A 20,573-nucleotide genomic window follows, 5' to 3' on the forward strand; every position below is an offset into this window, starting at 1 on the left:
TCGTGACATAATGGCACGAGTTCAACCAATGAGGTCTTCGATGCGCCGCGCATTCACCATGCTCGGGATGGGTACTGCTGTGTTTTTTGCCGCCGCGTCCCTGACGCTGCTTCCCAACGGCTCCCAGGCCTCTTCGACCCAAGATTCTTTAACTCAGGCCACCTTCATGGTCCCCGCCGCCGATGGCTATGGCGTCGCGGAATGCCTGATCTCTAACCAGGCTTGTGGCCAAGTTGTGGCTAATGCCTGGTGCGAAGCCCATGGCTACGCCAAGGCGGTCTCCTTCCATCAGGTGACGCCTGAAGAGTTCACCGGCAACATCCAGAAGGCCTCCCTCGCCCCCAAGGAGCGGCCTGTCTCGGTGACCTGCTCGAACTGAGCCCCACCCGCCTAAGTCCGCATCGGCGAGAGCATGGCCCGGGCTGTCGTCAGGACAGCTCGGTTCACATCGGACAGCAGAGGACCGACGATTCGGCTCTGCTGCCAGAACAGGGGCACATCCAGCGGCTCCGACGGCGCCAAAGCCACAAGCCGGCCGGCGCGGATATGATCCTCGACCGTCGTCCCTACGTTCATTCCCCATCCCAGCCCCGCGAGAGCCGCATCCACGAAGGCCTGCGATGACGGCAGCCAGTGGGCCGGCGGCCTGACGTCCACGCCGAGCGCCCTCCGGAGCCAGAGCGCCTGGAGCTGATCCTTCCGGTTGAAGACGAGGCACGGGGCCAGGGCGGCCGTTTCCCGGGTCAGCCCACCCGGCAGCCAGCGCTCGACATAGGCCGGACTGGCCGTCGCGAGATAGCTCAGGAAGCCCAGGGCAAAGCAGTCGCAGCCCTGGATCGGCTTGCCATGAGAGGTCACGGCGGCAACGACATCGCCGCGCCGCAGCCATTCGGCGCTGTGGTCCTGATCGTCCACCACGAGATCGAACAGGAACCCTTCCGTCGCCGCCATCGCGGGAACGAACCAGGTGGCGAGGCTGTCGGCATTGACCGCAATGCGCAGGGTCACCGGGCGCCTGTCGGGCGCGAGGCCGGGCAGGCTCCGGCGCAGGGAACTCTCGAGCAGGGAGACCTGCTCCACATGCTGGCACAGGCGCTGGCCTGCTTCAGTCGCGAGACACGGCTGGCCGCGGACCACGAGAACGGTTCCGATCCTCTCCTCCAGCAGCTTGATCCTCTGGGAGATTGCGGACGAGGTCACATGCAGCACTTCTGCTGCCCGCTCGAAGCTGCCGGTACGGACGACCGCGGCGAGCGCAGAAAGAAGGGCATAGTCGAGCATCGGATTAGTTTTGGTAAATCGAGATCAGAGACTTTAACTGTCCTAAACCGAATGGCGCGTCTAGGGAAATGGCGATTCCTCTCCGGGCCATGACATGACCTCTCCCTTTCTCGCCGGCTTCCTGCTTTCGCTCAGTCTGATCCTCCCCATCGGGGCGCAGAACGCCTTCGTGCTGCGCATCGGCCTGCGCGGCGAGCATGTTCTCGCCGTCTGCCTGACCTGCGCAGTCTCGGACGCGGTGCTGATCCTGGCTGGCGTTTCCGGCTTCGCGCAGCTCAGTGCACGGGTGCCCTGGGTCGAGACCATCCTGCTCTATGGCGGCGCCGCCTTCCTACTCGCTTATGGAGCCCGCAGCTTCCTGGCCGCCTTCCACGCCGAATCCTTAAGGCCGTCGGAGGAGGCCCCCGCCGCGCTCGGCCGCGTCCTGCTCACCTGCCTCGCCCTGACCTGGCTCAACCCGCATGTCTATCTCGACACGCTGATCCTGATCGGCTCCATCTCGACCCAGTTCGACGACGGCAAGGGCCTGTTCGCTGCAGGGGCCATGCTAGCCTCCCTCACCTTCTTCCTGTCGCTCGGATTCGGCGCCCGGCTGCTGAAGCCGCTCTTCGCCCGGCCGGTCACCTGGCGCATCCTCGACATTGCCATCGGGCTCATCATGTGGGCGACGGCGGCGCGGCTGCTGCTGAATGACGGCTCTGTCTAAGGGGCTGCTTCTTGACTCTACCTCATCCTGAGGAGGTCGCGCAGCGACCGTCTCGAAGGAGGATCCAGTGCTCTCTGACGCTCCTTCGAGACGCAGCTTCGCTGCTCCTCAGGATGAGGGAAGAGTGAAAGTTTTCAGAGCCGAACCGGCGCCGGTCTGCTTACTTATTCAGCCACTCCCCGCATTTCGAGGGAGCCTCCGTACCCCACGGCATCAGCGGCACGGTCGAGGTCGAGTTCTTGGGCGAGCCCTCGATGGGACGGTCGGAATAGACCATGTAGACCAGGGTGTTGCGCTTCGCGTCGCAGCCTCGGACGATCTGCATCTTCTTGAAGATCAGCGACCGGCGCTCGCTGAACACCACGTCGCCCTGGCCGAATTTCTGCTTGAACTTCACCGGGCCGACCTGGCGGCACGATAGCGAGATGTCGGAAACCTCCTCGGCAACGCCGAAGGTGCCGGAGATGCCGCCGCGCTCAGGGGTCGTGTAATGGCAAGCCACGCCCTCCACGAGCGGGTCGTCGATGCCGTAGACGGCGAGCTTGTCGTCGGGCGTCAAAGCGCGCCAGACCGTCGACTTCTTGAAGATCAGGTCCGGGTCCTGGGCAGCGGCACCGGTCACGGCGCCGATCGTCAGGGTCAGGGCCAAGGCAACTCGAGCAAGCATCGTTTCGTTCAACTCCCACGGTTACGCTGTCATGTGGGGATGATTTACACGTTTGACGAGGGCCTATTCCGATTGGTGGCAGACGACGCAGATCTTGTTGCCGTCGAGATCGCGAAAATAGGCGCCGTAGTAGTTGCGATGATATTGCGGCCGAAGGCCCGGCGCGCCCTCGTTCAGCCCGCCCTGAGCCATGGCGGCGGCATAACAGGCATCGACGATGCTGCGCTTTTCGGCAAGCAGGGCGATCATGGAGCCGTTGCCGACGCTCGGATCCCCGCCGTCGAAAGGCCGCACCACCAGGAATTGCGGCCGCGCGCCGGGAAGGCCCCAGCCGATGATGCCGCCGCCGGAAAAGCGCACCTCGAGGCCGAGGGGCTCGAGCACCGCATCGTAGAAATCCTTGGCCCGGGCGAGGTCGTTTGCTCCGACGGTCGTGTGGGAGTACATGCGGGATCCCCTTCGGCCACTGCGATCACGAAGTAGCTAGACAGCTTCCCTCGAAGCGGGCAAGGCGTTAATCACAATAGGGTCAAATTCCACCGGCACATGAAAGGCTCGCTCAAGCCCATGACGCCGCAACGGACCGGTTCTGCGATCAGCTTTATGACAAAGACATTCCTTCTCCGCTCTCTCATCGCCGTGACGGCCTTCCTGGCCGCCGGCCAGGCGGCTTTTGCCCAGTCGCCGCAGTGCCAGCGCTTCCAGGCCGAGCTGGCGGCGCTCGACCGCGGCGGCAATGTCGGCGGCCCGCCCACCGGGCAGATGCAGGCGCAGCGGGCGGAGATCAACCGTCTCGTCGGCTATTACCGCAGCATCGGCTGCGAGCGTGGGCCGCTCGGCTTCCTGGCTGGCCCGGCACCCGCCGAGTGCGGCTCGATCGCGCAGCAGATCCGCCAGCTCGAGGGCGGTTATGCCCGCCTTGCCTCGCAGTCCCTCGATCAGGGTCAGGTCGAGGCCCGACGCCGGCAGTTGCAGGTTGCGATCCAGCAGACCTGTTCGACCGATCAGCCGCGCGGCTTCTTCGAATCGCTCTTCGGCGTTCCGCGTCAGCAGCAGCCGCAGCAGCAGATCATGCCCGAGGGCCAGCCGATCATCGCCGATGACGGACCGCCCTCCCTCGGCGGCGGACGCCTGATCTGCGTGAAGACCTGCGACGGCTCCTTCTTCCCGCTCGTCACCCCGCCCGGCGGCGGCCAGAGCGCCAACGAGATGTGCCAGTCCCTCTGCCCCGGCACGGAGACCCTCGCCTATGCCTATCCGGGCGGCGACAGCGGCCTCAACCGGGCGGCCTCGCTGTCGAGCAACCAGCCCTATACGTCGCTGGCGAACGCTTTCAAGTTCCGGAAGTCCTTCGACGAAAGCTGCGCCTGCAAGAAATCCGACGAGAGCTGGGCCGTGGTCCTGCGCAAGGCGGAAAGCATGCTCCAGCAGCGCAAGGGCGACCTGATCGTCACCGCCGAGAAGGCGGAGGAGATGTCGCGCCCCAAGGTGGTCCAGGCCCGCAAGGCGGCCGACAAGAAGGCCGACGAGGAGACCAAGGAAGCCGCGGAGACCGCCGCCGCCGCTCCGACCGCCAGCAAGGAATCCGCCGGCATCGGCCCGCAATCGATCGAGACCAACGCGGTGGTCGGCCAGGGCGAGGGCTCAAAGCAGGAAGTCGTGGCAGGCGACGGCCAGAAGAAGACCGTCCGGGTGATCGCGCCGAACCTGATCCCGGTTCCTCACGCTCAGAATTGAGGCAGGTAGCCTCCCCTCGACGTCATGGCCGGCCTTGTGCCGGCCATCCCGATCCTGTGAAGCGCCGCGCCTTTCTTAATCGAGATCACCGGCACGAGGCCGGTGATGACAACTGACAGGTAAAGGCGGCCTCCATTCCGCACCGCCTCCCGTCATGCTATCACCCCCCGCATGAAACCGCTCGAATCCCCCCATATGCCCCGGCCGACGGGCGCATCGGATCCCATCATCACCGTCTCCAGCCTCAGCAAGACCTATGCGTCAGGCTTCCAGGCGCTGAAGACGGTCGACCTGACGATCCGGCGTGGCGAGATCTTCGCGCTGCTCGGCCCCAACGGCGCCGGCAAGACGACCCTGATCAGCATCGTGTGCGGGATCGTCAATCCGAGCACGGGGCAGGTCACCGCCGACGGCCACGACATCATCCGCGACTATCGCGCGGCGCGGACCAAGATCGGCCTCGTTCCGCAGGAGCTGACCACCGATGCCTTCGAGAGCGTGTGGGCGACGGTCAATTTCAGCCGGGGCCTCTTCGGCAAGCCGCCGAACCCCGCCTATATCGAAAAGATCCTGAAGGATCTATCGCTGTGGGAAAAGCGCGACAGCAAGATCATGACGCTCTCCGGCGGCATGAAGCGCCGGGTGATGATCGCCAAGGCCCTGTCGCATGAGCCGACCATCCTCTTCCTCGACGAGCCGACCGCAGGCGTCGATGTCGAGCTGCGCCGCGACATGTGGAACATGGTGCGCGCCTTGCGCGAGAACGGTGTCACCATCATCCTGACCACCCACTACATCGAGGAGGCCGAGGAGATGGCCGACCGGATCGGGGTGATCAACAAGGGTGAGATCATCCTGGTCGAAGACAAGAATGTCCTGATGCAGAAACTCGGCAAGAAACAGCTGACCCTGCACCTGCAGAGCCCGCTTTCGACCCTACCGACCGAACTGCAGTCGGAAAGCCTGCAGCTCTCCGCCGACGGCACGGAGCTGGTCTACACTTTCGACACCCAAAGCAACGAGACCGGCATCGCCGGCCTGCTGCGGCGCCTGAACGAGCAAGGCATCGATTTCAAGGATCTGCAGACGTCCGAGTCGTCGCTCGAAGAGATCTTCGTCAGCCTGGTCAGGGGGCGCCCGTGAATTTTTATGCCATCAAGGCCATCTACCTCTTCGAGATGGCGCGCACCTGGCGCACGCTGATGCAGAGCATCGCCTCGCCGGTGCTTTCGACCTCGCTCTATTTCATCGTCTTCGGCTCCGCCATCGGCTCGCGCATGGCGAGTATCGACGGCGTCAGCTACGGTGCCTTCATCGTGCCGGGCCTCATCATGCTCTCCATCCTGACGGAGAGCATCTCGAACGCCTCCTTCGGCATCTACATGCCGAAATTCTCCGGCACCATCTACGAGCTCCTGTCCGCACCGATCTCGGCGCTGGAGACCGTGATCGGCTATGTGGGCGCCGCCGCGACGAAGTCGGTGATCATCGGCATCATCATCCTGGTCACCGCGCGGCTCTTCGTGGATTTTTCCATCCAGCACCCCTTCTGGATGATCGCCTTCCTGGTGCTGACCTCCATCACCTTCAGCCTGTTCGGCTTCATCATCGGCATCTGGGCCGACAGCTTCCAGAAGCTGCAGGTCGTGCCTTTGATGATCGTGACGCCGCTGGCCTTCCTCGGCGGCAGCTTCTACTCGATCAACATGCTGCCGCCCTTCTGGCAGACGGTCGCCCTGTTCAACCCGGTGGTCTATCTGGTCAGCGGCTTCCGCTGGAGCTTCTTCGGCGTCGCGGATGTCGGCGTGGGATTGAGCCTCGCCATGACGCTCGTCTTCATGCTGACCTGCCTCGCCGCCGTCTGGTGGATTTTTCGGACGGGCTACAAGATCAAGGCGTAACTCTCGACGTCATCAGCTCCCCGGACTTGATCCGGGGATCGGTGCCGGTGATCTCGATGTGAGAGGCGCTGCGCTTCACAGGGTCGGGATGGCCGGCACAAGGCCGGCCATGACGCAGAGGCCTTTACGCCACCTGCCCCGAAAGCCGCGCCCTCGCCCGCTCAGGGCCGATCAACGGCAGCAGCGCTGCCAGTTCCGGACCATGGCCAAGCCCGGTGAGCGCGAGGCGGAGCGGCATGAACAGCGCCTTGCCCTTCACGCCGGTGGCAGCCTTCACGGCCTCCGTCCAGGCCTTCCAGGTCGCGGCGTCCCACGGATCCGCCGGCAGCACCTTCGTGGCGGCCTCGATGAAGGCCTTGTCGTCGATGACCGGCGTTACCGGACCGCGCACGACCTTGGCCCATTCGACCGCGTCCCGAACCTTCGTCAGGTTGCCGCGCACGGCGTTCCAGAACGTCTCGCCCTCATCCGCGCCGAGCTGCGCCAGCCTCTCGCGGGCGATGTCGTAGGGCATCTCGTGGATGAGGCGGGCATTGAGATGATCGAGCTCGCTCTCGTCGAACTTCGCTGGGGCGCGGGAGATGTGGGCGAAATCGATCAGGCGGGTGAGGTCGTTTTGGTCAGCCACCGGCCGCACGGCCTCCGCCGAGCCGACGAGCACCGCCAATGAGGCCACCGCCTGCGGCTCGAGACCGGCATCGCGCAAACCCTTGATCGAGAGATGGCCGAGGCGTTTCGACAGGCCCTCGCCGCTCGCGGTGATCAGCAGGCTGTGATGGGCGAAAGTGGGAGCGTCCGCCCCGAGCGCGTCGAAGATCTGGATCTGCACCGCCGTGTTGGTGACGTGATCCTCGCCGCGGATCACGTGTGTCACGTTGAGCTCGATGTCGTCCACCACGGACGGCAGGGTGTAGAGATAGGTCGCGTCCTCGCGCACCAGCACCGGATCCGAGAGCGAGCTGCAATCCACGTGGCAATGGCCGCGCACGAGATCGTCCCAGGTCACGGTCGTCGGCTCGAGGCGAAAGCGCCAATGGGGCCTGCGCCCCTCTTTCTCGAGCGCCTTGCGCTCATCGTCGGTCAGCTTGAGGGCCGCCCGGTCGTAGATCGGCGGCAGGCCGCGCGCGAGCTGGCGCTTGCGGCGGAATTCCAGCTCCTCCGGCGTCTCGTAGCAGGGATAGAGCCGACCGACCGCCTTCAGCCTGTCGGCTGCGGCATCGTAAAGCTCGAACCGGTCCGACTGGCGCACGGTCATATCGGGCGGGATGCCGAGCCATTCCAGATCGGCCTGAATCGACTCCGCATATTCCTGCTTCGACCGCGCCAGGTCCGTATCGTCGAAGCGCAGGATGAAGGTGCCGCCTTCCCGTCGCGCATAGAGCGCGTTCAGCAGGGCGACGCGGGTGTTGCCGATATGGATGTGCCCGGTCGGTGACGGGGCGAAGCGGACGATGGGCTTGGACATGTGAATGCTATGGCGAAGCGCGAAGGGCGGCGCAAGGGGTGAGCCTCATTTCCCCTCCCCCTTGCGGGGAGGGGTTAGGGGTGGGGGTGGCTCGACCGGGTGAATGATTGCGGAGATGCGCGATCCTCCCTCTCCCGCTCGGGAGAGGGGTGCACGGTATTCACCTCGCGTCTTCTCGATCAGACGCACCGCGCCGACTTTGCGACCCCCACCCTTCATCCCCCACGCAAGGGGGAGGGAAAAGCTCACACGTCCACCGACCCCGTGCGCGGCGTGCCGATGGCGCGTTCCAGCGCCTCGTCCTTGCGGTGCGTCTCCAGCCCCTGGTCGCGGAAACGGTTGATGATCGGGTAGCGGCGGTCGCGGCCGAAATTCTTGCGGGTGACCTTCACGCCGGGCGCGGCCTGGCGGCGCTTGTATTCGGCGATGTAGAGCAGGCGCTCCACCTTCTTGACGACCTCCAGATCATAGCCCTTCGCCACGATCTCGGAGACGCGCAGCTCCTCCTCCACGAGTCCGCGCAGGATCTCGTCGAGATCCTCGTAGGGCGGAAGCGAATCCTGATCCTTCTGCCCCTCGCGCAATTCGGCGGTCGGAGCCTTTATGAGGATGTTTTCGGGGATGACGATGCCGTCCGGCCCGAGCGCACCCTTCGGCTTCCAGCGATTGCGCAGAGCCGAGATGCGGTAGACCTCCATCTTGTAGAGGTCCTTGATCGGGTTGAAGCCACCGTTCATGTCGCCGTAGATCGTGGCGTAGCCCACCGACATTTCCGACTTGTTGCCGGTGGTCACCACCATGGCGCCGAACTTGTTGGAGATCGCCATCAGGATGGTGCCGCGGGCGCGGCTCTGGAGGTTCTCCTCCGTGATGTCGCGCGCACGGCCTTCGAAGAGGGGCGCCAGCGCCGCCTCGAACCCCTCCACGGGCTCGGCGATCGGCAGGATGTCGTAGCGGACGCCGAGCGCCTCGGCGCATTCCTCGGCATCCTTGAGCGACTCGCCCGAGGTGTAGCGGTAAGGCAGCATCACGCAATGGACCCGCTCAGGCCCGAGCGCATCCACCGCCATGGCGGCGCAGATGGCGGAATCGATGCCGCCGGAGAGACCGAGCACGACGCCGGGAAAGCGGTTCTTGTTCACATAGTCGCGCAGGCCGAGCACGCAGGCGGCGTAATCGGCCTCCTCGCCCTCCTCCACCGTCACAATCGGCGCCTCGCGGCAGGCCCAGCCATCCTCGCCCTTCACCCAGGTTGTGAGCGCGACGATTTCCTCGTTGGCCGGCAGCTGGCAGGCAAGCGAGCAATCCGCGTTGAGCACGAAGGAGGCGCCGTCGAAGACCAGCTCGTCCTGGCCGCCGACCTGATTGAGATAGACCAGCGGAAGCCCGCTCTCCGTCACCCGCGCCGCCGCGATGTTGAACCGCTCCTCGGTCTTGCCGCGCCAATAGGGCGAACCGTTGGGCACGAGCAGCATCTCGGCGCCGGTCTCGGCAAGGCACTCGACAACGTCCCCGGTCCAGATGTCCTCGCAAATCGGCAGGCCCAAGCGAATGCCGCGGAAGTTCACCGGTCCCGGCAGAGGCCCGGCGGCGAAATTCCGCTTTTCGTCGAAGACCCCGTAATTGGGCAGGTCGACCTTGAAGCGCACGGAAACCGAACCGCGATCCAGCAGAGCATAGGCGTTGTAGAGTTCGCCCTCCTCGCGCCAGGGCAGGCCGATGAGCACACCGGGTCCGCCATCGGCCGTCTCGCGGGCGAGGCGCTCGAGCGCGGCGCGGCAGGAATCCTGGAAGGCCGGCTTCAGCACCAGGTCCTCGGCGGGATAGCCTGCCAGGAACTGCTCGGCGAACATCACGATGTCTGCGCCGAGCCGGGCTGCTTCCGCACGGGCCTCGCGAGCCTTCTGCTCGTTGCCAGCCACGTCGCCGACGATGGGATTGAGCTGAGCGAGGGCGATCTTGAGAATGTTCTGAGCCATGCTCCGGATTTAGCGCGCAGATCCTTGCTCAGCAATGAGGACGGCAACCTTTCCCCGACAGCCTTTTCCGGATCCGCACGACTGATTTTTTGAAAGCTCAAGCTTTATGGGAACCCGCAACAGTTCAGTTCGTTGTTCCTGCACAAATTACATGGGAGACTGACAATGATGAAAGGTGGCCTGCTCTGGCTCATCGGCATCCCGCTGCCGATCATTCTTATCCTCTTCTTCATGGGCTATCTGAGCTGACGTTTAATTTCAGTAGAGTAGCGTATGCGTAAAACAAAAGGGGCGCCGAAAGCGCCCCTTTTGCTTAATCTGCCCAGTCGTTTACTCCGCCGCGAGGGCGGCCGGTTGTTCCCTTGACTGGCGCTCGCGCTTGATCAGTTCCGAGGTCAGGAAGGCGATTTCCAGCGCCTGCTCGGCATTGAGGCGCGGATCGCAATAGGTGTGGTAGCGGTCGCGCAGATCTGCATCGGTGAGCGCGCGGGCGCCGCCGGTGCATTCCGTTACGTTCTTGCCGGTCATTTCCAGGTGAATGCCGCCCGCATGGGTGCCCTCGGCCTGATGGATGGCGAAGAAGTCCTGCACCTCGCCCATGACCCGCTCGAACGGCCGCGTCTTGTAGCCCGAGGCCGCCTTGATGGTATTGCCGTGCATCGGGTCGCAGGACCACACCACCGTGCGCCCTTCCTTCTGCACCGCCCGGATGAGCCCCGGCAGGTGATCGCCCACCTTGTCGGCGCCGAAGCGGCAGATCAGGGTGAGGCGGCCGGCCTCGTCCTCGGGGTTAAGCGCATCGATGAGCTTGAGCAGCCCATCCGGCGAGAGCGACGGGCCGCATTTGAGGCCGATCGGGTTCTTGATGCCGCGCATGTATTCCACATGGGCGTGGTCGACCTGGCGGGTGCGGTCGCCGATCCAGAGCATGTGGCCGGAGGTGGCATACCAGTCGCCGGTCGTGGAATCGACCCGGGTCATGGCCTCCTCGTAGCCGAGCAGCAGAGCCTCGTGGCTGGTGTAGAAATCGGTCGAGCGCATCTCGGGATGCGTCTCGGGATCGATGCCGATGGCCCGCATGAAGTTCAGGCTCTCGGTGATGCGCTCGGCAAGCTCGCTGTAGCGCGAGGATTGCGGCGAATCCTTCACGAAGCCCAGCATCCAGCGATGGGCATTCTCGAGATTGGCGTAGCCGCCGGTCGCGAAGGCGCGGATCAGGTTCAGCGTCGCCGCCGACTGGCGATAGGCCATGAGCTGGCGGCGCGGATCCGGCGTGCGGGCTTCCGGCGTGAAGGCGATGTCGCTGATGATGTCGCCTCGGTAGCTCGGCAGTTCGACACCGTCGATGGTCTCGGTCGGGGCCGAGCGCGGCTTGGCGAACTGACCGGCGGCGCGGCCGACCTTCACCACCGGCGAGCCGCCGGCATAGGTAAGCACCACGGCCATCTGCAGGAACAGGCGGAAGAAATCGCGGATGTTGTCGGCCGAATGCTCGGCGAAGCTCTCGGCGCAGTCGCCGCCCTGAAGCAGGAAGGCCTCGCCCTTGGCGACTTTCGCCAAGGTCCGCTTCAGCTTGCGGGCCTCGCCCGCAAACACGAGCGGGGGAAAGCCGGCGAGCTGCTGCTCGACGCTCTCAAGCGCCTCAAGGTCCGGAAAGGCCGGAACCTGCTGGATCGGCTTGTTTCTCCAGCTATCGGGCGTCCACCGCTCGCTCATGACACTAACCCCCGTGTCCTTTCGTCAATGCTCATCATGCACCGCAACAAGCGGCATGAACGGGCACCTATACACGACATATTCAAAAAGGCGAGTGCCGAAAGGCCGCGACTTGGCCTCCCATGGCTCACCGGAGTTTTCAACACTTCACATGCAAAACCAGAGGATGTGTTGAACCCCCTGACCGATCACCCCACAGCCACCGGCTTCTTGACGATCACCGGCGTGCGCATGGTCACCAGCTCTTCAGCTGCCGTTGGGTGAACGGCGACGGTGCGGTCGAAGTCGGCCTTGGTGGCGCCCATGGTCACGGCGATGCCGGCGAGCTGGATCATCTCGCCCGCGTCATGGCCCATGACGTGCACACCCCGCACCTTGTCGGTGGCCTTCTCGACGATGAGCTTCATGAAGACCCGGTCTTTGCCGCCGGAGAGCGTGCCCTTCATGGGCCGGAAGGCGGTCTTGTAGACGTCGATCTCGCCATAGATCGCGCGCGCCGCATCCTCGCCGCAGCCGATGACGCCGATCTCCGGGGTCGAGAAGACGGCGGTGGGGATCAGATCATGCTCGACCATGGTCGGCTTGCCGCCGAAGACCGTGTCCGCGAAGGCATGGCCCTCGCGGATGGCGATGGGAGTCAGGTTGGCCCGGTTGGTGACGTCGCCCACGGCGTAGATCGACGGGGTGAGGGTCTGGGAATAGCCGTCGACCGGGATGGCGCCGACCTCGTCGACGGTGATGCCCGCGTTCTCCAGCCCGAGCCCCTTGGTGTTGGGGCGACGGCCTGTGGCGACGAGAACCTGGTCGACCGTGAGGATGGAACCGTCCGACAGGGTCGCGGCGATGCCCTCGGCCGTCTTTTCTAGGCTCGTGAGAGTTTTTCCGAGGGCAAGCCCGATGCCGCGCTGAGCATAGGCCTCGCCGAGCGCATCGCGCACATCCTCGTCGAAGCCGCGCAGGAGCTTCTCACCCCGGTGCAGGAGCGTGACCTCGCTGCCGAGGCCGGCAAATACGCCGGCGAATTCGACCGCAATGTAGCCGCCGCCGACCACCAGGATGCGCTTCGGCAGGCTTTCCAAATGGAAGACTTCGTTCGAGGTGATGCCGAGGTCGCCGCCGGGAATGACAGGCTCCAGGACCGGATGGGCTCCGACCGCCACCAGGATATAGCGAGCTCGGATGCGGGCGCCGGACTTCAGAAGATGGACCGTATGCGCGTCCTCGATCACGGCGCGGCTGTCGACGATCTCGACGCCGGCCTTGTCGAGATTGGTGCGATAGATACCCTCCAGCCTGTCGATCTCCTTGTCCTTGTTGCGGATCAGGGTCGCCCAGTCGAAGCGGGCCTCGCCAAGGCTCCAGCCGAAGCCCTCCGCATCGTGGAAATCGTCGGCGAAGCGGCTGGCATAGACCAGCAGCTTCTTCGGCACGCAGCCGCGGATCACGCAGGTGCCGCCGACGCGATACTCCTCCGCCAGCATGACCTTCGCGCCGTATCCGGCCGCGATCCGCGCCGCACGCACGCCGCCGGAGCCGCCTCCGATCACGAAGAGGTCAACATCGAATGACGACATGGTGCGGTCTCCGCTCAATTCTTGTCTCAGAACCATTCATATAAGAACGGTTTCGGGCGAAGTCGCCCGCCAGCTCTGCTTCCGGGACATGGCTGCTCGCCGAAAGGAGAAGCTCTTACGCTAAGGTTCAACGGCGATAAAGGTGCAAGGCGCTTGCCGCTCCTCCGTTCCCTCATTAGGGTCTGCCCCGGACGCGCTGACCCACTTTCAGCGCCAACGGAGGAAACTAATGAGCCAGTTCCGCAAAGGTCTTTGGCGCAGCGCGATTGCTGCGGCGGCCGTGGCAGGATTCGTGACATCGGCCGCAGCTCAGATGGAGCTCAAGATCATGGCTCCGGCAGCGCCCGGCGGCGGCTGGGACCAGACTGCCCGCTCGATGCAGCAGGCCCTCACCCAGTCCGGTACCGCCAAGAGCGTGCAGGTCACGAACGTCCCGGGCGCCGGCGGCTCCATCGGCATCGCCCAGCTCGTCAACAATTCCAAGGGCGACGGCAACCAGCTCATGGTCATGGGCTACGTGATGGTGGGCGCTCTGCTGACCAACAATTCGCCCGTCACCCTCGCTCAGACCACGCCGATCGCCCGCCTGACGACGGAATACGAGGCGATCGTGGTTCCGGCCAACTCGCCGATCAAGGACGCCAAGGATCTCGCCGCGGCCATCAAGGCCGATCCGGCCAAGGTGACCTGGGCCGGCGGCTCGGCCGGCGGCGTCGACCACATCGCCGCGGCGCTCTTCGCCAAGGCGGCGGGTGCCGATCCGACCAAGATCAACTACATCCCCTTCTCCGGCGGCGGCGAAGCCCTCGCGGCCATCCTCGGCGGCAAGGTGACGGCCGGCATCTCCGGCTACGGTGAGTTCGAGAGCCAGGTGAAGGCGGGCAAGCTGCGCCTGATCGGCCTGACCTCGGCCAAGAAGACGGCGAATGTGGACGTTCCGTCCATCAAGGAGCAGGGCATCGACCTCGAGATCGCCAACTGGCGTGCGGTCGTCGCCCCTCCCGGCATCTCCGCCGACCAGAAGAAGGCTCTGACCGAGGTCGTCGACAAGCTGGCGAAGTCGAAGGAGTGGCAGGAGATCCTGAAGGCCAAGGGCTGGGAGGACGCCTACATCTCGGGCGACGCCTTCGCCAAGATTCTTGCGGATGAGCAGACGCGCACGAAAGAAGTGCTCACTGCGGTGGGACTGGTGAAGTCCTAAATTTCACGATAAAGCCGGTTGGAAGCGCCGCGTTCTCGGAGCGCGGCGCTTCTTTTTTGGGATATTCCATGAGCACATCTCCTCGACGGCGCGTCGACGTGGCGGGTCTCGCCATCGCCCTCATTCTTCTCGTCCTGGCCGGCATCGTCTGGTGGGACATGACCAAGCTCCAGATTTTATCTCCCTATGATCTCGGCCCCAAGGTCATGCCCATCGTGGTCTCGGGCGGCCTGGTGCTGCTCGCCATCGGCAACGCCATCGGCGCCCTGCGCGGCGACCTGCCGGCCCGCGACAGCCTCGACTGGACCCCGATCGTCCTGATCCTCGGCGGCCTCGCGGCCCTGATCATCCTGATCGCCGTCGGCGGCGGCTTCATGATCGGCACCGCCCTGCTGTTCGCGACCACCTCCACCGCGTTCGGACGCCGGGCCTTCGTGACCGATTTCATCATCGGCGCGGTGATCGCCGTCTTCGTCTATGTGCTTTTCGCCAAGCTCCTGACCCTGTCGCTTCCGGCAGGTCCGCTCGAGCGGCTTTTCTGAGGCCTCGCCATGGAAGCCTTCGTCTCTCTCGCCAACGGCCTGTCCGTCGCGATCCAGCCGATGAACCTGCTCTTCGCCCTCATCGGCGTCCTGCTCGGCACCGCCGTCGGCGTGCTGCCCGGCATCGGCCCGGCGCTCACCGTGGCGCTGCTTTTGCCGATCACCTTCAAGCTCGATCCGGCGGGCTCGATCATCATGTTCGCCGGCATCTATTACGGCGGCATGTATGGCGGCTCGACCACTGCGATCCTGATTAATACCCCCGGAGAAAGCGCCTCGATGGCCACGGCCCTCGAAGGCAACAAGATGGCCAAGGCCGGCCGCGGCGGCCCCGCGCTCGCCACCGCCGCCATCGGCTCCTTCGTCGCCGGCACCATCGCGACGCTCGGCCTGACCTTCCTCGCTCCCTATCTGGTCGACATCGCCGTCAGCTTCGGGCCGGAAGATTATTTCGCGCTCATGTGCGTGGCCTTCGTCACCGTCTCGGCCACCTTCGGCGATTCACCGGTGCGCGGCCTCACCAGCCTGGCCATCGGCCTGCTGCTCGGCCTGATCGGCATCGACATCCTTTCCGGCCAGTCGCGCCTGAGCTTCGGCGTGCCGGAACTCTACGACAACATCGAGGTGACGACGCTCGCCGTCGGTCTCTTCGCGGTCGGCGAAGCGCTCTACGTCGCCTCGCGCCGGCACGTGCACGAGGAGAAGCTCGAAGCGGTCCGGGGCTCGCTCTGGATGACCAAGGAGGATTGGAAGCGTTCCTGGAAGCCCTGGCTGCGCGGAACCGCCTTCGGCTTCCCCATCGGCGCGCTTCCCGCCGGCGGCGCGGAAATCCCGACCTTCCTGTCCTATTCCACCGAGAAGCGGCTGACGAAGTATCCCGATGAATTCGGCAAGGGTGCCATCGAAGGCGTCGCCGGTCCGGAAGCCGCCAACAACGCGGCTGCGGCCGGCACGCTCGTGCCGCTGCTGACTCTCGGCCTGCCGACCTCGGCGACGGCGGCGATGATGCTGGCCGGCTTCCAGCAATACGGCCTCAATCCCGGCCCGCTGCTCTTCGCCGACCAGCCGAATCTCGTCTGGGGCCTGATCGCCAGCCTGTTCATCGCCAATGCCATGCTGCTGGTGCTGAACCTGCCGCTGGTCGGCCTGTGGGTGAAGCTGCTCGCGATCCCGCAGCCCTGGCTCTATGCCGGCATTCTGGTCTTCGCCACCATGGGCACGATCGCGGCAAACCCGTCGCCGGTCGAGCTGATCATGCTCACGATCTTCGGCGTGCTCGGCTTCCTGATGCGTCGCTTCGACTTCCCGATCGCACCGGTCGTGGTCGGCCTGATCCTCGGCCCGATCGCGGAAAGCCAGCTGCGGCGGGCCCTCTCGATCAGCCTCGGCGACCCGATGGTGCTGATGCAGAGCCCGATCTCGGCGACGCTCCTCGTCATCGCCGCGATCGCTCTCATCCTGCCCTTCTTCCTGAAGGGATTGAGCCGCTTCAAGGCGGTCGAGGATTAAAACGAACAGCACTTCCCACGTCATGGCCGGCCTTGGGCCGGCCATCTCGATACGGTGAAGCGCCACGCCTTTCGGGTCGGGATCACCGGCACGAGGCCGGTGATGACGTGGCAGGTGAGCTCTACGCCGAGAAGGCCGACAGTTTCCCATACTGGTCGGCGAGCAGGTAATAGACCGTCACCCGGTTCTTGCTGCGGTCGCCCTTCAGCTTTTCTCCGACGGCCGTAATGGCCTTGTCCAATTCGGAATCGGGCGCCGTCAGCCCGAGCTTCTTCTTCAGGAAGTTGTCGCGCACCCGCGTCACTTCATCCTTGTCCGAGAACGAGACCAGGGCGGAATCGCGATTCTGCAGTGCAATGCCGAGATACCGCACGAGTCCGGCAATCGCCTTGTCATCGGCATTCGGGGCATATTTCTTGACGTCGACAGCCCAATCTTCAGCCATGCTCCACTCCTTCGTGGCCCCTGCATCGACGAGCAGGGTCGGAAGGCTTCCTCTGTCGGGCCGGGCACGAGGGCCCGACCATGGCGATGAGAAGCCCTGCCGAGAAAGGGTAGCGCCGAGCTTGGCAGCGGCAAGGACGGCATCCGCAAAAGAAAAAGCCCGGCGAGCCGGGCTTTCTGTATCGAAGCTGAGGATTGTCAGTTCAGCTGATGGCCACGCTTGCCCATTTCCTCGCGGGCGCGGGTCATGATGAACTCGGCCGTCTGCTGGGTCCAGGTGGCGAGGTCGCGCACGATGTCGTCGAGCACGCCCGGCTGGACCTGTACGTATTTCACGCCGGCCGGAGACTTGTAGAAGGTCGAGATGTCCTTCAGCTCGGCTTCGGTCAGGCGGGCGGCGAAAGCCCTGGCCGCATTGTCGATCATCTTCTGCTTCTGCTGCTCGAGCTCCGGCCGGATGGTGGCGACGACCTGCTGCAGATCCTGCCGGATCTCGGGACGGGTCACGTTCATCTGCTGCAGCTGCTCGAGGAAAGGCTCGGACATGGAGTCGAAGGAACGGGTCATGCCGGAGCTGATGGCGACCTCGCGGGCGAGTGCGAGATGGCTCGCGCTCGGCTGGGTCTGGGCGAAGGCGGGGCTGGCGAGCATGAACAGCGCGACCGAGGTCGCAGCCAGGCGGGTGATGAGGTTCATAGAAGTGGCTCCAATCGTCATAGCTTAGGGTCAGAGCTGACCGAGTTCGACGAGCCCGTCAGCCGTGGCGAGGATCGCGCCGGTGGCAAGGCCCAGGAAAAGACCGTGCTCGACGACGCCGGGAATGTTGTTCAGCGTCGAAGCGAGCACGTTCGGCTTGTCGATGCGCTCGAGATGCGCATCGAGGATGAAATGGCCGCCGTCGGTGACGTAAGGAGCGCCGTCGGGGGCATGGCGCAGGCGCAGCTCGCCGGTCATCCCGAGGCTGTCCAGGAGCCTGACGATGGCCCGCTCGGTGGCGGTGAGGCCGAAGGGCACCACCTCGATGGGGAGCGGAAAGCGGCCGAGCTTCGTCACATGCTTCGAGGCGTCGGCGATGACGATCATCCGCTGGCTGGCGGAAGCGACGATCTTCTCCCGCAGGAGCGCGCCGCCGCCGCCCTTGATCAGGCGCAGATCGTCGTCGAGCTCGTCGGCGCCGTCGACCGTCAGGTCGAGGTCGGGCGTCTCGTCGAGGGTGGACAAGGGAATCCCCTCGCGCTGCGCCTGGTCACGGGTCGCCTCGGAGGTGGGAACGCCCACCACCTTGAGACCGCCCCGGACCCGCTCGCCGATGGCGGCGACGAAATGCGCCGCCGTGGAGCCGGTGCCGAGACCAAGCCTCATGCCGTCGGTGACGAGCTCGGCAGCCCTCTCGGCCGCAGCGCGCTTGAGATTGTCGCTCACTGAAATCCTCTAAGAATGCGTCCGCCCTGGCCCGCCCGGAGGCTTTTTCTCGCCTCTAGCATGCCAGGGCGGTTTGAAGAAAGAACGTTTCATGCCCCATGGGTGCAGGAAATTGCCGCTCCGATGGTCAGGGACGCTGCGGCGAGGCCCCGGTGCCCGGATTGACGCTCGGCGTGGCCACCGGTGCCGCGGCCGACGAGGTGGCAGGCGATGGGGTCGTCTGGGGGGTGCACACCACCCGCTCGTCGAAGACGTAGCAGATGCTCATCTGGCCGGTCCGGTAATTGACCCGGAAGATGCCGCCCTCCCGCTCGTGGCGGGATGCGACCAGTCCGTATTCCCCGGGCGTCTGGGGCCCGGCGCCGTCGCCCGCGCTGAAGCACAGCGTCACCCCAATTGTGCCTTCCTGTAGTCCATACTGGCAGGAGCTCACCTCGCCCGTGATCCGGTCGATCCGGTAAATCCGGTTCAGATCGGTCTGGGGTGCGGGGACGAAATCATAAGGAGCAGCCAGCGCGGGGCCGACAAGGCCTCCCAGCGCCAAGGTTGCCGAAAACAACGCCGCAGAAATCAACGCCGCGGAACCAAGGGGCCGCATCCATCACTCCATTGGTAAGAACGAATCAACCTTAAGACCATATCATCCCAAAGCTTGATTCCCTTGCCTCCAGCAGGTAGCCGACCTTCATGGCCATTGATATCCCGCACATCGTCTCGCCCATCGCCGTCTTCGACCTCGATGGTACCCTGGCCGATACGGCCGGCGACCTCGTCGGGACCCTGAACGTGATCCTCAAACAGGAGGGGCTGGCTCCCCTGCCCGTGTCGAAGGCGCGCGACATGATCGGCGCCGGCGCCCGCGCCCTGATCCAGCGCGGCTTCGAGGCCGCCGGCAAGGAGCTGACGCCGGATTATCTGGACGAGCTGTTCAAGCAGTTCATGGTCCATTACGGAGAGAATATCTGCGTCCAGACGCGGCTCTATCCGGGCGTTCTCGAGGCCCTCGGCAGGCTGGAGCAGGCGGGCTTCATCCTCGCGGTCTGCACCAACAAGATGGAGGAGCACTCGATCAAGCTTCTGGACGAGCTCGGCGTCGGCCACCGCTTTGCCGCCAATTGCGGCCGCGACACCTTCCCCTACTTCAAGCCCGACCCGCGCCACCTGACCCTGACGATCGAGCGGGCCGGCGGCAATCCGGCGCGGGCGGTGATGATCGGCGATTCCCGGACGGATATCGTCACGGCGCAGAATGCCGGCATTCCATCGATCGCCGTGCCGTTCGGCTATACGGACGTGCCGGTGCGCGAGCTTAAACCGGATCTCGTCATCAACCATTTCGACGAGCTGTTCGCCGCGGTCCGGGCAGTCATGCGGCCGCTTGCGGCCTGACGCGACAACGCTCGCGCGCGAAACGATCCCGCGCACACGAAAAAGTGAAGCTTGCCGTCAGGAAGGAATGGTGGGCGCGACAGGGATTGAACCTGTGACCCTTCGCGTGTGAAGCGAATGCTCTCCCGCTGAGCTACGCGCCCTGACAAGGGCCTTCTAAAGGCGCTTAACCCCTTGCGTCAAGCCAAAGAAGCTGCTTGGGACCCAAGTTTTTGCGAACCCGTTTTTGCGAACCCGAATTGTGGCGCCGTGTCTTTAACCGCTCGCTTACGATGTGGCGGGAATGAGGCTTCGGCCCACTAGGATTTTATAGCAGAACCTTGATAAACATTGGATCCGAAGCGGGGCTGTTGCGTTGAGCAATTGTAGGACCTGCCATCAACAATGTCTTATCTGAGGCTATTATGGGACGCACAAGCGCTGCCCTTTTCGGGCTAGCCTGCGCCTCCGTCGCTCTCGCGACGCCGGCTGCGGCATTCACGGCAATCGATCCACTCACCCGCCAGCCGCTTTACAGCGCTGAAGAGACCTACAGGCCCCAGGCCTCGGCGATCCCACGCCAGGTGGTGACCTATACCGGCCGCCACGCGCCCGGCACCATCGTCGTGTCCACGAGCGAGCGCCGCCTGTATTACGTGCTCGGCAACGGCCAGGCTATGCAGTACGGCGTCGGCGTCGGCCGCCCGGGCTTCACCTGGGGCGGCAGCCATTCCGTCACCATGAAGCGCGAATGGCCGGATTGGCGTCCGCCGGCCTCCATGCTGAAGCGCCGTCCCGACCTGCCGCGCTACATGAAGGGCGGTCCCGACAATCCGCTCGGCGCCCGCGCCCTCTATATCGGCAGCACCATCTACCGCATCCACGGCTCCAACGAGCCGGAAACCATCGGCGAGGCGGTCTCCTCCGGCTGCATCCGCATGACCAACGAGGACGTGATGGACCTCTACAGCCGCGCCAAGGTCGGCGCGCGGGTCGTCGTCCAGCGCTGAGGGTCATTCACCCACCTGCACGTCATGGCCGGGCTCGTCCCGGCCATCTCG

Annotated in this window: 21 protein-coding genes and 1 tRNA gene; 10 read left to right on the forward strand and 12 right to left on the reverse strand. The window is 64.7% G+C overall.

All coding sequences use genetic code 11. From position 1 onward, the window contains the following. The first annotated feature begins 40 nt into the window (after positions 1 to 40). Positions 41 to 379, forward strand: a complete 339-nt coding sequence (locus JKL46_RS01910; RefSeq protein WP_201829691.1) for a hypothetical protein — start codon at positions 41 to 43, stop codon at positions 377 to 379. Positions 380 to 390: 11 nt separating this feature from the next. On the opposite strand, the gene JKL46_RS01915 is transcribed toward JKL46_RS01910, so the two are convergent. After that, positions 391 to 1,281, reverse strand: a complete 891-nt coding sequence (locus JKL46_RS01915) for a LysR family transcriptional regulator ArgP (RefSeq protein WP_201829692.1) — start codon at positions 1,279 to 1,281, stop codon at positions 391 to 393. Between the two features lie 94 nt (positions 1,282 to 1,375). On the opposite strand from JKL46_RS01915, the gene JKL46_RS01920 reads away from it, so the two are divergent. Then, the gene (locus tag JKL46_RS01920) at positions 1,376 to 1,987 is read left to right on the forward strand and encodes a LysE/ArgO family amino acid transporter (protein ID WP_201829693.1); all 612 of its coding nucleotides are present in this window, start codon (positions 1,376 to 1,378) and stop codon (positions 1,985 to 1,987) included. A 160-nt stretch (positions 1,988 to 2,147) separates the two neighbouring features. On the opposite strand, the gene JKL46_RS01925 is transcribed toward JKL46_RS01920, so the two are convergent. Both JKL46_RS01925 and JKL46_RS01930 read right to left on the reverse strand, forming a co-directional pair. Continuing rightward, entirely contained in the window at positions 2,148 to 2,654 is a 507-nt protein-coding gene (locus JKL46_RS01925; RefSeq protein ID WP_201829694.1) for a CreA family protein, read from the reverse strand. 63 nt (positions 2,655 to 2,717) lie between these two features. Further along, positions 2,718 to 3,101 (reverse strand): VOC family protein, encoded by a 384-nt coding sequence (locus JKL46_RS01930; protein ID WP_201829695.1) that lies wholly within the window; start codon positions 3,099 to 3,101, stop codon positions 2,718 to 2,720. A 156-nt stretch (positions 3,102 to 3,257) separates the two neighbouring features. Between JKL46_RS01930 and JKL46_RS01935 the strand changes: the two genes are divergently transcribed. From JKL46_RS01935 to JKL46_RS01945, 3 genes are all read left to right on the forward strand, one after another. After that, positions 3,258 to 4,391 (forward strand): DUF2865 domain-containing protein, encoded by a 1,134-nt coding sequence (locus JKL46_RS01935; RefSeq protein WP_201829696.1) that lies wholly within the window; start codon positions 3,258 to 3,260, stop codon positions 4,389 to 4,391. A 195-nt stretch (positions 4,392 to 4,586) separates the two neighbouring features. Next, positions 4,587 to 5,534 (forward strand): ABC transporter ATP-binding protein, encoded by a 948-nt coding sequence (locus JKL46_RS01940; protein WP_246529084.1) that lies wholly within the window; start codon positions 4,587 to 4,589, stop codon positions 5,532 to 5,534. Beyond that, positions 5,531 to 6,292 carry an ABC transporter permease gene (locus JKL46_RS01945; protein ID WP_201829698.1) on the forward strand — a complete coding sequence of 254 codons (762 nt, stop codon included), beginning with the start codon at positions 5,531 to 5,533 and terminating at the stop codon, positions 6,290 to 6,292. The genes JKL46_RS01940 and JKL46_RS01945 overlap by 4 nt, the downstream gene beginning before the upstream one ends. Before the next feature lie 124 nt (positions 6,293 to 6,416). Here JKL46_RS01945 and gltX read toward each other — a convergent pair whose 3' ends face one another. The 4 genes from gltX to gor all read right to left on the reverse strand — a co-directional run bounded on the left by gltX (position 6,417) and on the right by gor (position 13,026). After that, positions 6,417 to 7,757 (reverse strand): glutamate--tRNA ligase, encoded by a 1,341-nt coding sequence (gltX, locus tag JKL46_RS01950; protein ID WP_201829699.1) that lies wholly within the window; start codon positions 7,755 to 7,757, stop codon positions 6,417 to 6,419. A 245-nt stretch (positions 7,758 to 8,002) separates the two neighbouring features. After that, a complete protein-coding gene (locus JKL46_RS01955; protein WP_201829700.1) occupies positions 8,003 to 9,736 on the reverse strand; it encodes an NAD+ synthase in 1,734 nt (577 codons plus the stop codon). Between the two features lie 330 nt (positions 9,737 to 10,066). After that, the gene (locus JKL46_RS01960; protein ID WP_201829701.1) at positions 10,067 to 11,452 is read right to left on the reverse strand and encodes a class II 3-deoxy-7-phosphoheptulonate synthase; all 1,386 of its coding nucleotides are present in this window, start codon (positions 11,450 to 11,452) and stop codon (positions 10,067 to 10,069) included. Positions 11,453 to 11,640: 188 nt separating this feature from the next. Beyond that, positions 11,641 to 13,026 (reverse strand): glutathione-disulfide reductase, encoded by a 1,386-nt coding sequence (gene gor / locus JKL46_RS01965; RefSeq protein WP_201829702.1) that lies wholly within the window; start codon positions 13,024 to 13,026, stop codon positions 11,641 to 11,643. Positions 13,027 to 13,255: 229 nt separating this feature from the next. Between gor and JKL46_RS01970 the strand changes: the two genes are divergently transcribed. The 3 genes from JKL46_RS01970 (at position 13,256) to JKL46_RS01980 (ending at position 16,278) form a co-directional block, all read left to right on the forward strand. Beyond that, a complete protein-coding gene (locus JKL46_RS01970) occupies positions 13,256 to 14,227 on the forward strand; it encodes a Bug family tripartite tricarboxylate transporter substrate binding protein (RefSeq protein ID WP_201829703.1) in 972 nt (323 codons plus the stop codon). Positions 14,228 to 14,295: 68 nt separating this feature from the next. Further along, positions 14,296 to 14,769 (forward strand): tripartite tricarboxylate transporter TctB family protein, encoded by a 474-nt coding sequence (locus tag JKL46_RS01975; RefSeq protein ID WP_201829704.1) that lies wholly within the window; start codon positions 14,296 to 14,298, stop codon positions 14,767 to 14,769. Positions 14,770 to 14,778: 9 nt separating this feature from the next. Next, the gene (locus tag JKL46_RS01980; RefSeq protein WP_201829705.1) at positions 14,779 to 16,278 is read left to right on the forward strand and encodes a tripartite tricarboxylate transporter permease; all 1,500 of its coding nucleotides are present in this window, start codon (positions 14,779 to 14,781) and stop codon (positions 16,276 to 16,278) included. 121 nt (positions 16,279 to 16,399) lie between these two features. On the opposite strand, the gene JKL46_RS01985 is transcribed toward JKL46_RS01980, so the two are convergent. The 4 genes from JKL46_RS01985 to JKL46_RS02000 form a co-directional block, all read right to left on the reverse strand. Beyond that, positions 16,400 to 16,723, reverse strand: a complete 324-nt coding sequence (locus JKL46_RS01985) for a DUF2853 family protein (RefSeq protein WP_201829706.1) — start codon at positions 16,721 to 16,723, stop codon at positions 16,400 to 16,402. A 197-nt stretch (positions 16,724 to 16,920) separates the two neighbouring features. Further along, on the reverse strand, positions 16,921 to 17,418 hold the full coding sequence (locus JKL46_RS01990; RefSeq protein ID WP_201829707.1) for a DUF2059 domain-containing protein: 498 nt from the start codon (positions 17,416 to 17,418) through the stop codon (positions 16,921 to 16,923). Positions 17,419 to 17,448: 30 nt separating this feature from the next. Continuing rightward, positions 17,449 to 18,144 carry a ribose-5-phosphate isomerase RpiA gene (rpiA, locus tag JKL46_RS01995; protein WP_201829708.1) on the reverse strand — a complete coding sequence of 232 codons (696 nt, stop codon included), beginning with the start codon at positions 18,142 to 18,144 and terminating at the stop codon, positions 17,449 to 17,451. Between the two features lie 127 nt (positions 18,145 to 18,271). Next, on the reverse strand, positions 18,272 to 18,742 hold the full coding sequence (locus JKL46_RS02000) for a hypothetical protein (RefSeq protein WP_201829709.1): 471 nt from the start codon (positions 18,740 to 18,742) through the stop codon (positions 18,272 to 18,274). 89 nt (positions 18,743 to 18,831) lie between these two features. Between JKL46_RS02000 and JKL46_RS02005 the strand changes: the two genes are divergently transcribed. After that, positions 18,832 to 19,533 carry an HAD family hydrolase gene (locus tag JKL46_RS02005; RefSeq protein ID WP_201829710.1) on the forward strand — a complete coding sequence of 234 codons (702 nt, stop codon included), beginning with the start codon at positions 18,832 to 18,834 and terminating at the stop codon, positions 19,531 to 19,533. A gap of 68 nt (positions 19,534 to 19,601) precedes the next feature. Here JKL46_RS02005 and JKL46_RS02010 read toward each other — a convergent pair. Then, a tRNA-Val gene (locus JKL46_RS02010) sits at positions 19,602 to 19,676 on the reverse strand. A 261-nt stretch (positions 19,677 to 19,937) separates the two neighbouring features. Between JKL46_RS02010 and JKL46_RS02015 the strand changes: the two genes are divergently transcribed. Then, a complete protein-coding gene (locus tag JKL46_RS02015) occupies positions 19,938 to 20,522 on the forward strand; it encodes a L,D-transpeptidase (protein WP_201829711.1) in 585 nt (194 codons plus the stop codon). The last annotated feature ends 51 nt before the right edge of the window (positions 20,523 to 20,573 follow it).

It is taken from the genome of Microvirga zambiensis WSM3693 (genome assembly GCF_016735695.1).
GTDB lineage: Bacteria > Pseudomonadota > Alphaproteobacteria > Rhizobiales > Beijerinckiaceae > Microvirga > Microvirga zambiensis.